This is a genomic window from Rathayibacter tanaceti (assembly GCF_001634385.1).
Lineage (GTDB): Bacteria > Actinomycetota > Actinomycetes > Actinomycetales > Microbacteriaceae > Rathayibacter > Rathayibacter tanaceti.
This window is the reverse complement of sequence record NZ_LIIN01000101.1, coordinates 1-10632: the sequence shown is the minus strand read 5'-3', so window position 1 is coordinate 10632 and position 10632 is coordinate 1. Positions and strand designations below refer to the sequence as shown.

The following is a 10632-nucleotide window of genomic DNA, read 5'->3' as shown; positions in this document are numbered from 1 at the left end:
CGCGGGAGGCGGAGCAGCCCGCCCCTCCTCCGGCGGCCGGGCATGCTCGTCAGGCGCGTCGTGAGCGCGGGCGACGCGTTCGACCCCGCGGCGACACCGGCGCGCGAGGTCGAGCCGTACGCGAGGTGATCGCCACGTCGATCGGTGTCGAGAAGGTCCACGTCGACCGCGGAGTGGTGACGGTCCCGTCGCAGGCGTTCGAGGCGGGGAACGTCGCCCACTTCGACTGGCTGAACGACGCCGAGTCGGCGGCGCCCTTCACCCGGCGGACGTTGTTCGGGGGAGCGGTGCCCCAGATCTGCACCTCGGAGATCGACTGTCACGTGGTCGCCGCGTTGGTCAGGCGGAGGCGGAGCCCCGTGCTGTCGGGGAGGGAGGAGAGGTCCATGACCGCGGTGGGAGCCGCTCCGTTCCGGCGACGAGGCGCCGATCGTCGTCGGCGTCTCGCGGATCAGCGGCGGAGCCGAGCGGCGGACACCACCGGCCGCGGGCGGCCGAGAGTGAACCAGGCGAGGGACCCGAGGAACGGAGCGACCACGACGGCGACAACCCAGGCGAGCGTCCGGAGGGGATCGAGGGTCGATCCGACGATCCGGGTCAGGGCGAGGATCGCAAAGGCGACGTACGCGGCGCCGACCACGGCCACGAGGAGGCTGGTCGCCAGGGAGGATCCATCCATCCCTGCACCCTATGTCGCCTCCCGGCAGCTCGCATCCCTCCGCCGGCCGCGAACGCGAGGAGCGGCGATCGAGTCCGGGGGTTCGTGTCAGTGGAGATCCACGTCGTGCCTCTCGGGCTCGCCCGCGGCGTGCGGCACGCCTCCGATCACCGCGGCGCGCGCAGCTCTGCGAGCGGCCCGCCGTGCAGCGGAGCCGTCTCCCACCGGGTCGTGAAGCTGCCGTTCTCGGGCGAGAGGGTCACGTGCAGTCGGTGCGGCGTCTCGAGGAACACCAGGTCCACCCGCACCGTGCCGTCCTCCGCCGTGCCGCCGCTCGCCGCCAGCGCTCCCGCCGTCGTCCACGATCCCGAGCCCGGCGTCACCACCAGGGTGTCGCCGCCGTCGAGGAGGGAGAGCGTCCAGCCGTCGGCGTCCGCCGACACCTCGGCGGCCGCGAGTTGCGACCCGGCGTCGGCCGGCGTGTAGGTCCCAGCGGCCGGGCGGGCTCCGTCGAGCGCGGGCAGGGCGAGCCCGAAGAGCCGTTCGGTGAGCCGCGCGTCCGCGGTCGCCGACGATCCCCGACCCACCGCGGGCAGCAGGTGCTCCCACACCAGTGCCAGGAGCGCCTTCGTGTCGGTGGTCTGGCCGGTCAGGGCCACGACCAGCTGCCGCTCCGGCACGATCAGGCTGAACTGCCCGTAGGCGCCGTCGGCGCGGTACCCGTGCTGGGAGCGCCAGAACTGGAAGCCGTAGCCCGCCTGCCAGTCGGAGTCGCCCTCGGCGGCGGTCGACACGTGCGCGCGCGAGGCCTCGCGCACCCACTCCGATGACAGAAGCTGCCGGTCGCCCCAGCGGCCCTCCTGCGCGTAGAGCTGCCCCAGCGCGGCGGCCGCCTCGGTGGTGGCGTGCAGGCCGCTGTAGCCGAGTTCCCGGTCGGAGGCGTCGCGCTGCCAGGCGACCTCGCCGATGCCGAGCGGATCGAGCAGGCGCGGGCGGAGGTAATCGGTCAGCGACTGTCCGCTCACGCGCTGCACGATCGCGGCGGCCGCGAAGGTGCAGGGCTGGTTGTAGGCGAAGACGCTGCCCGGCTCCTGCTCCGGCGGGAGGAGGAGGAAGCCGCGGACGAGGTCGACGGCGTCCAGAGCCTCGGCGCGGTCGATGGTCTCGGCGGAGTGGCCGCTGGCCATCGCGAGGACGTCCCGGACGCGGACGGCGCGGGAGCGCGCATCCGTCACCTCGGCGTCGAGCTCGGGGAAGAAGGAGAGGACGGTGGCGTCCAGGTCGACCAACCCCTCGGCGACCGCGAGGCCCACGGCGGTCGAGGCGAAGCTCTTGCTCAGCGAGTAGAAGAGGTGCAGGCGCTCGGCGGTGTACGGCGCCCACCAGCCTCGGCGACGACGTCGCCGCCCTGCACCACCATCAGACCGTGCAGCTCGACACCGGGAGCGCCCTCGACCGCGTCGAGGAAGGCGAGGACGCCTCGGCATCGAAGGAGCGGGCGGACGGGGTGCTTCTCGGCAGTGAGCGCGTCATCCCACGATGCTACGGACGGGAGCTCGGCCGGCCGATCAGCGCTCCGGGTCGGCCGGGAAGGGGCCGAGACCGAGAAGGAAGCGGAGGATCGCGTCGGACGGCACGCGCAGGGCGGGACCGGAGCCCAGCTCCCAGTCCGAATCGGTGGGAGCGAGCGTGCGGCCGCGGACAGCGGCGCGGATGGCGAGCGGCGCGCGCTGCAGGCGGTCGAGCGCGACGCCTCCGGTGATGCGGGAGGAGAGGGCGAGTGGTGCGGGGGAGAGGGCGAGCTCGACGCGCACCACCTCGACGAGCTCGGCGACCGAGCGGGGACCCTCGCCCGCGCGTCGAGCGGAGGCGAGAGCCGCCAGGGCCGACGGGATCCGGGCCGGCGGGGGAGGGGCGGAGGCCTCGCGAGCACCCACGCGGGTGGCCAGGCGTTGGCCGCCGCTGCTCGAGAGCCGCACGACGAGCTCCCCGAGCAGGGTGTCCCGGGAGACGGCGCTGACCGCCTCCTCCTCCGCGAAGGAGGGTGAGGCGGCCAGGACGGCGAGGCGGTCGAGCCTCTCGGCGACGAGGGGGCGCCAGTCGTTGCTGACGCCCGACTCGTCGACGGAGGGTCCGGTGCTCAGCGGCAGGAACCGCGACCAGTCGGGCACGACCGCAGGGCCTAGCGTCCGCCCGAGCGGCGCTTGTTGTAGACGTCGAAGGCGACCGCGAGCAGGAGGACGAGGCCCTTGACCGCCTGCTGCCACTCGATGCCGATGCCCATGATCGACATGCCGTTGTTCAGGACGCCGATGATGAGACCGCCGATGATCGCGCCGCCGATGGTGCCGACACCGCCCTGCACCGCCGCGCCGCCGATGAAGGCGGCAGAGATGGCCTCGAGCTCGAAGCCGTCACCCGCCTTCGGTCCGGCGAGGTTGAGGCGAGCGGTGAAGACGAGGCCCGCCAGCGCGGCGAGGACGCCCATGTTGACGAACAGCCAGAAGGTGACGTTGCGGGTCTTGATGCCCGAGAGCTCCGCGGCGTGCAGGTTGCCGCCGATCGCATAGACGTGACGGCCGAACACCGAGCGGTTCATCACCACTCCGTAGATCAGCACCAGCACGGCCAGCACGATCAGGGTGACCGGGATGCCCTTGAAGGTGGCCAGCGCGAAGGCGAAGGCGCCGATCACGACGGCGACGAGGACGAGCTTGGTCACGAACCAAGCACCCGGCTCGACGGTCTGCGCGTACTTCTGGCGACCCCGGCGGGTGCGGACGGACTGCACGGTGAACGCGATGATGGCGAGCACGCCGACTCCGAGCGACAGCGGGTCGAGATCGGTCTCGCCGAACAGGTCGGTGAGGAATCCGTTGCCCAGGGCGCGGTACTCGGTGGGGAAGGAGCCGATGTTCGCGTTGCCGAGGACCACGAGCGCAAGGCCGCGGAAGATCAGCATGCCGGCCAGGGTCACGATGAACGCGGGTATGCCGACGTAAGCGATCCAGAAGCCCTGCCAGGCCCCCACCGCTGCACCGATCAGGAGGGAGAGGATGATCGACAGCCACCACGGGAGACCCATGTTGACCGCGAACACTCCCGAGATCGCTCCGACGAACGCGGCGACCGAGCCGACCGAGAGGTCGATGTGCCCGGCCACGATGACCATCACCATGCCGATGGCGAGGATGAGGATGTAGCCGTTCTGGACGATCAGGTTCGAGATGTTCTGCGGGCGGAGCAGGATCCCGCCGGTCATGATCTCGAACAGCACCACCACCACGATCAGGGCGATGAAGATGCCGTTCTTGCCGAGGTCGCCCAGCACGTGGCTGAGGCGCTTCGTGAACGCGTTCTCGGTGGGCTTCACCTGCGCACCCGCCGCGGTGGACGGTTCGTTCTGCAGATCGGTCATCGTTGCTTCTCCTGGGTCATGAGGGTGAGGACCGCCTCGGGGGTCGCCTCGGCGATGGGCAGCTCGCCCGTGATCCGGCCCTCCGACAGCGCATAGACGCGGTCGCAGATGCCGAGCAGCTCCGGCAGCTCGGAGGAGATGACGATGATCCCCTTACCCTGCGCCGCGAGCCGGTTGATGATGGTGTAAATCTCGTACTTCGCTCCCACGTCGATGCCGCGGGTGGGCTCGTCGAGGATGAGGACGTCCGGGTCGGAGTAGATCCACTTCGACAGGACGACCTTCTGCTGGTTGCCGCCGGAGAGCTTGCCGGTCTTGGCGAGCACGGTCGGCGACTTGATGTTCATGCTGCCGCGGTACTCGTTGGCGACCTCGAACTCGCGGTTGTCGTCGACCAGTCCACCGCGCGCCACCTTGTCGAGGGAGGCGAGCGAGATGTTCCGTTTGATGTCGTCGATCAGATTGAGGCCGTAGTGCTTGCGGTCCTCGGTGGCGTAGGCGAGACCGTGGGCGATCGCCTCCGACACGTTGCGGATCTTGATCTCCTTGCCGGCCTTGAAGACCTGGCCCGAGATGCGGCTGCCGTACGAGCGGCCGAAGAGGCTCATCGCGAACTCGGTGCGACCGGCGCCCATGAGCCCGGCGATGCCGACGATCTCGCCCCGGTGCACCGACAGGTTGACCTTGTCGACCATGACCCGGGTGGGGTCCTGCGGGTGGTGGGCCGTCCAGTCGACGACGCGGAGGATCTCCTCGCCGATGTGCGGCGTGTGATCCGGATAGCGGTGGTCGAGGTCGCGGCCCACCATGTCCTTGATGATGCGGTCCTCGGTGACATCGTCGTGCGCGATCGTCTCGATGGTCTTGCCATCGCGGATGACCGTGACGGTGTCGGCGATCTTCTTGATCTCGTTCAGCTTGTGGCTGATGATGATCGACGTGATGCCCTGCTCCTTGAGGTGCAGGATCAGGTCGAGCAGGTGGTCGGAGTCCTCGTCGTTCAGCGCCGCTGTCGGCTCGTCGAGGATCAGCAGCTTGACCCGCTTCGACAGGGCCTTCGCGATCTCGACGAGTTGCTGCTTGCCGACTCCGATGTCGAGGATCTTGGTGGTCGGATTCTCGCGCAGGCCGACCCGGGCGAGCAGTGCTGCCGCCTCCTGGTTGGTCTTGTTCCAGTCGATCAGACCGCCGAAACCGCGCACCTCGTTGCCGAGGAAGATGTTCTCCGCGATGGAGAGGTAAGGGCTGAGGGCCAGCTCCTGGTGGATGATGACGATGCCCTTCGCCTCCGAGTCGCGGATATTGCCGAACTGCATCACCTCGCCCTCGAAGACGATGTCGCCCTCGTACGTGCCGTGGGGATAGACGCCCGAGAGGACCTTCATCAGCGTCGACTTGCCGGCGCCGTTCTCCCCGCAGATCGCGTGGACTTCGCCGCGCTGAGCGTTGAGGGTGACGTCCTGGAGCGCTTTCACACCCGGGAACGTCTTGGTGATGCCGCGCATCTCGAGGATGTTCGAGGTCACGCCGCCTCCCTTCCTTCGTAGAGCCGGGCCCCCTCTCGGAGGCCCGGCGCAAGTGTGCCCGTCACCGCAGGTGACGCGAGTTCAGACCGTCCCCGTCCCCGGGAACGTCTCCGCGGTTCTCAGCGGGGTGAGCTGCAAGGCGGAGAAGGGAGCGATACCGGAGTATCGCGACCGACGACAACGCCGCAGATCGCCCCGCTGAGGGCCGCGTTCGGATCAGCCGTTGACTTCGGCGTCGGTGTAGTAGCCGCCGTCGACGAGGACCGACTGGATCTGGTCCTTGGTGACGATGACCGGGTCGAGCAGGAACGCCGGGACGACCTTCTTGCCGTTGTCGTACGTCTCGGTGTCGTTGACCTCGGGCTCGGTGCCCTCGAGGACGGCCTGGGCCATCTTCACGGCCTCGGCGGCGAGCTCGCGGGTGTCCTTGTAGATGGTGGCGTACTGCTCGCCGCCGATGATGGCCTTGACGGAGTCGAGCTCGGCGTCCTGACCGGTGATGATCGGGAAGTCGGAGCCGACGGTGTAGCCGGCATCGGTCAGCGCCGAGATGATGCCGCGGCTGAGGCCGTCGTAGGGCGAGAGGACGCCCTGAACCTTGGAGCCGTCGGAGTACGTCTTGGTGAGGATGTCCTCCATGCGGCTCTGGGCGACTTCGCCGTCCCAGCGGAGCGTGGCGACCGTGTTGAAGTCGGTCTCGCCCGACTTCACGACGAGCGTCTTCGCGTCGATGAAGGGCTTGAGGGTGTCCATCGCGCCGTTGAAGAAGAATGTGGCGTTGTTGTCGTCGGGGCTTCCGGCGAACAGCTCGACGTTGAAGGGGCCGGCGGGTGCGCTGGCGGCCGCGGCGCCTTCGAGATCGGTCAGGCCGAGGCCCGCGAGGAGCGACGTAGCCTGCTGGACGCCGACCTTGTAGTTGTCGAAGGTGGCGTAGTAGTCCACGTTCTCGGAGTCGCGGATGAGGCGGTCGTAGGCGATGACGGGGATGTCATTGGCCTTGGCCTCCTCGAGCACGCTCGTGAGGGTGGTGCCGTCGATCGAGGCGACGATCAGGGCCTTGGCGCCCTTGGTGATCATGTTCTCGAGCTGCGAGACCTGGGTGGGGATGTCGTCCTCGGCGTACTGGAGGTCGACCTGGTAGCCGGCCTCCTCGAGCTGCGACTTGACGTTGTTGCCGTCGGCGATCCAGCGCTCGGACGACTTGGTCGGCATCGCGACGCCGACGAGGCCGCCGTCGCCGGATCCCGAGCCCGATCCGCCGCTTCCGGAGGAGCAGGCGGCGAGGGAGAGGATCATCGCTCCGCCGGCGATGCCGGCGATGAGAGCGCGCTTCATTGTGGTCACTGTGGTTCCTTCGTCATTGAATGCAGTGGATGCAGGGCAGCCTCGGGGAGGCGGTGCGATCGCGCTATGTGAGCGATCACATTTCGTCATGCTAGACCCGCGGACGCCCTCAATGTCAACGGGGATGTCTCGACTCGATAACGGCACAGCGGGCGCCGCGGACGCCGGTCATGCGCGAGCCGCGCGCGCGACGGCGGAGCGGGGGACGGTCGTGGATCCGCGGACGATCAACTGCGGCGAGATCGGCGCGGTCACCTCTGGAGGTCCGCCGTCGATCATGCTGAGGAGCGCGGCCACGCAGCGGCGGCCGATCTCGGCGAAGTCCTGACGGATGCTCGTCAGCGGTGGCCAGTAGTACGCCGCCTCCGGGATGTCGTCGAACCCGATCACGCTGACGTCCTCCGGCACGCGGACGCCGCGCTCGTGGAAGGCGCTCATCAGCCCCAGGGCCATCTGGTCGTTGGCCGAGAAGACCGCGGTGAAGTCGATGAAGCGCGAGAGCTCGACTCCGACGTGGTGTCCCCGCTCGGCGCTCCAGTCGCCCAGGAGCGGCGGGCGCAGCGGCATCGAGCGATGATCGAGCTCGGCGAGGTAGCCGCGCATCCGCGCCTCCGCCTCGATCCAGTCCTGGGGACCGGCGAGGTGCACGATCTCGGTGTGGCCGAGGTCGATCAGGTGGCCGGTCGCCATCCGTGCGCCCGCTATCTGGTCGACGTAGAGGGCGTCGTCGCGGTCGTCCTCGCTGGTCTGCAGGGTGACGTGCGGGATGCGCAGCGCGACTCCCGAGAGGATGTCGAACACGCGGATCTGCGGCGCGACGACCACGAGACCCTCGACCGCCTGATTGAGCAGGTGGCGGATCCCGGCCTGGATGGAGGTGCCGTCGGTGCCGTCGACGTTCGCCGTGACGACGAGGTAGCCGGCGTCGCGCGCGGCGACCTCGATCGCCTGGATGCTGGACGCAGGGCCGTACTGGAGGCTCTGCGAGGAGAGAACGCCGATGGTGCGGGTCCGGCTGGTGACCAGGGCCCGAGCGGCGAGGTTGGGGCGGTAGTCGAGCTCGGCCATGACGGCGAGGACGCGCCGCTTGGTCTCGGCCCGGAGGCTCGGATGGTCGTTGAGCACGCGCGAGACCGTCTGATGCGAGACTCCGGCAGCGCGAGCGACGTCGTAGATGCTCGGCGCCCGGCCTGCGGGCTTGTCTTCCGGCATCGGCACTGTGCGGCTTCCTGTGATCAGCGCCTCGTCGCGGGCCCTGCGCCTGTGCAGGGCCTCGCCCGTCCTCGGGCGCGTGTGAGCACACTTTACGTCCCTCGACGCGGGGGCCTGCATACCGACGGATGCTCGGAGGCTGGGAGAGAGCGTTGCGTGCCGCTGCTCCGGCCGGGCGGGGCCTCAGAGGTGCAGCGGTATGGCGCAGGGCGGGGCGGGGTCGACGACGCCGTCGGCCTCCGCCGGGTCGACACCCGAGGACTCGGTGGTCGTCGTGCCGGAGCCGGTCGTGCGCGGCGGACGCGTCGGCCGACGCGGGAGCTCGCCGGGAGGTCGGAGCCGATGGGTGAGCACCAGCCCGCACGGGCTCTTCCCGGGCCGCTCGAGCTCAGCCGACCGTGACCGGGGCGGCGGACGGACGCGTCCCCTGCCGCATCCAGACGACGAAGCCGACCAGGGTGAAGGCGCCGTAGAACACATACATCAGGCCGGACGCGTAGTAGCCGGCCGAGAACAGCAGGGGCACGCCGACCAGGTCGACCGCGACCCAGATCAGCCAGAACTCGACCCAGCCCTTGGCCATGCCGTACGTGGCGAGGACCGAGCCGACGAAGATCCAGGCGTCGCCCCACACCGGCTCGTAGGAGCCGAGGGCGCGGAACACGGGCGTCAGTGCCGCGGTGCCGCCGACCATGCCCAGCACCAGAAGGCCGCGCGTGCGCCAGGAGGCCCAGCGCGGCTCGATCAGGGTCGCGGAGTCGGCGGGGCGGTGCGTCCAGCGGTACCAGCCGTAGACGCTGACGAGGATGAACATCACCTGCCGACCGGCCTGGCCGAGCAGGGTGACGGGGTTCGGGGTGCCGAAGAGGGCGCCCATGAAGACGGTGAACAGCAGCACGTTGCCGATCAGGCCGACCGGCCAGGCCCAGACCTTCCTCCGCATCCCGCCGAGCGCGCTGAGCAGCCCGAACACGTTGCCGATGACCTCCCGCCAGAGCACGGTCTGATCGCCGAGGACGATCTGCGCGTCGAACAGCCAGTGCACGAGGTCCACGAGGCCTTCTTCCTGAGTCGGGATGCCGGGTGGTGCAACCCTGCCCCGTGTCGGGCCATTCCCCGGCGCAGGCGGAGGCGGGCGCCGCACGATGTCCGAACGCCGCGGACCGTGCGGCCCGGCGCTCACGACGAGGCTGACGCCCGCGGCGACCGTAGGCTGGCGGGATGATGTCCCGGGTGCGACTCCTGCTGGCCTCCTCGCACCCCGGGCCGACCGTCACGGTCACGGTGCTGGCGACCGTGATCGCCGCAGCGTCCGGGCATCCGCTCGGTCTCGTCGTGCTGGTGGCGCTCGCCGTGCTGGTCGGGCAGCTCTCGATCGGGCTGGCGAACGACTGGATCGACGCGGACCGCGACCGCGCGGTCGGCCGCACCGACAAACCGGTCGCTCAGGGGCGGATCAGCGTCGGCGCGGTGCGCACGGCGGCCATCGGCTCCGGACTCGCGGCGGTTCTCCTCTCGCTGTCGCTCGGCCCGGTGGCGGCGGTAGCGCACGTCGTGCTCGTCGGCGCGGGCTGGGCGTACGACGCGGGGCTGAAGCGCACGGTCTGGTCGGTCGCTCCGTTCGTGGTGGCGTTCGCTCTGTTGCCGGTGGTCGCCGTCTCGGCCGGCGACGGCAGGCTCCCGGCCGGCTGGGCGATCGCGACAGGAGCCGTCTTCGGCGTCGCGATCCACTGCACCAACGTCCTCCCCGACCTGGTCGACGACGAGGCGACCGGTGTGCGCGGCTTTCCGCACCGTCTGGGGCTCCGGCTCTCGGGCGTGGTCGCCTTCGGCTCGCTGGTGGTCGCGGCGCTGCTCGTGCTCGGCGGCCAGCTGCTCGCCGGCGAAGCGGTGCAGGGCGCGGGAATGCTGCTGGCGGTCGCCGGCACGCTCGCGGTGCTCGGGCTCGCGGGAGCGGGCATCCGCCTGGTGCTCACGGGGCCGCCGACACGCACGCTGTTCCGGCTGGTGATCGCGGCCTCACTGGTGCTCGTCATCGAGCTCGGGCTGGCGGGCGCCCGGCTGGTGGCCTGAGCGCTCAGGACCAGCGCATCGCGTAGATGCGGGCGAGCACGTCGGCTGTCGGCAGAGCGAGAGCGGCGCGGAGGAACGCCTCGCGGCCGCGGTGCGCGACGACGCCGAGCGGGCGTCCGAGGGCCATGTTCGCCTCCGCCTGCCGCGCCGCGCGCCGGGCGACGGCGGTGCGGCGCCGGGCGAAGCCGGGCCACGGGCCTGCGGCCCCGTCGCGGACGGCCTCGGCCAGCAGGGGCGCGAGCTCGGCGGCGTCGAGCCAGCCGAGGTTCATGCCCTGCCCGCCGATCGGGCTGATCTCGTGTGCCGCGTCGCCGATGAGTACGGCGCGGCCAGACCCCATCCGCTCCGCCTCGCGACGACGGACGCGGAAGCCGCTGAGCATGCTGCACGAGCCCGGATCC

The 10632-nt window shown here is 70.4% G+C and carries 10 protein-coding genes; 1 reads left to right on the top strand and 9 read right to left on the bottom strand.

Translation table 11 applies throughout. From position 1 onward, the window contains the following. Positions 1 to 451: 451 nt before the first annotated feature. From ACH61_RS11645 to pnuC, 8 genes are all read right to left on the bottom strand, one after another. On the bottom strand, positions 452 to 679 hold the full coding sequence (locus tag ACH61_RS11645) for a PLDc N-terminal domain-containing protein (protein ID WP_068212238.1): 228 nt from the start codon (positions 677 to 679) through the stop codon (positions 452 to 454). 146 nt (positions 680 to 825) lie between these two features. Continuing rightward, positions 826 to 1998, bottom strand: coding sequence for a serine hydrolase domain-containing protein (locus ACH61_RS11640; protein WP_236713656.1), 1173 nt, complete (start codon positions 1996 to 1998; stop codon positions 826 to 828). Positions 1999 to 2226: 228 nt separating this feature from the next. Continuing rightward, on the bottom strand, positions 2227 to 2829 hold the full coding sequence (locus ACH61_RS11635) for a hypothetical protein (RefSeq protein ID WP_068212236.1): 603 nt from the start codon (positions 2827 to 2829) through the stop codon (positions 2227 to 2229). Positions 2830 to 2840: 11 nt separating this feature from the next. Further along, on the bottom strand, positions 2841 to 4076 hold the full coding sequence (gene mmsB / locus ACH61_RS11630; RefSeq protein ID WP_068212234.1) for a multiple monosaccharide ABC transporter permease: 1236 nt from the start codon (positions 4074 to 4076) through the stop codon (positions 2841 to 2843). After that, entirely contained in the window at positions 4073 to 5602 is a 1530-nt protein-coding gene (gene mmsA, locus ACH61_RS11625) for a multiple monosaccharide ABC transporter ATP-binding protein (protein WP_068212232.1), read from the bottom strand. The genes mmsB and mmsA overlap by 4 nt, the downstream gene beginning before the upstream one ends. A 216-nt stretch (positions 5603 to 5818) precedes the next feature. Beyond that, the gene (chvE, locus tag ACH61_RS11620) at positions 5819 to 6937 is read right to left on the bottom strand and encodes a multiple monosaccharide ABC transporter substrate-binding protein (RefSeq protein WP_068212230.1); all 1119 of its coding nucleotides are present in this window, start codon (positions 6935 to 6937) and stop codon (positions 5819 to 5821) included. 177 nt (positions 6938 to 7114) lie between these two features. Further along, a complete protein-coding gene (locus tag ACH61_RS11615; protein WP_068212228.1) occupies positions 7115 to 8158 on the bottom strand; it encodes a LacI family DNA-binding transcriptional regulator in 1044 nt (347 codons plus the stop codon). Positions 8159 to 8546: 388 nt separating this feature from the next. Then, positions 8547 to 9212: a nicotinamide riboside transporter PnuC gene (gene pnuC / locus ACH61_RS11610; RefSeq protein WP_068212227.1), complete on the bottom strand. Its 666-nt coding sequence runs from the start codon at positions 9210 to 9212 to the stop codon at positions 8547 to 8549. Between the two features lie 167 nt (positions 9213 to 9379). Here pnuC and ACH61_RS11605 point away from each other — a divergent pair, with 167 nt between their 5' ends. Continuing rightward, on the top strand, positions 9380 to 10231 hold the full coding sequence (locus tag ACH61_RS11605; RefSeq protein ID WP_068212226.1) for a UbiA family prenyltransferase: 852 nt from the start codon (positions 9380 to 9382) through the stop codon (positions 10229 to 10231). A gap of 4 nt (positions 10232 to 10235) precedes the next feature. Here the strand turns inward: ACH61_RS11605 and ACH61_RS11600 are convergent. Beyond that, positions 10236 to 10632: FAD-dependent oxidoreductase (locus tag ACH61_RS11600; RefSeq protein WP_201787605.1), on the bottom strand; the 397-nt coding region annotated here is incomplete at its 5' end.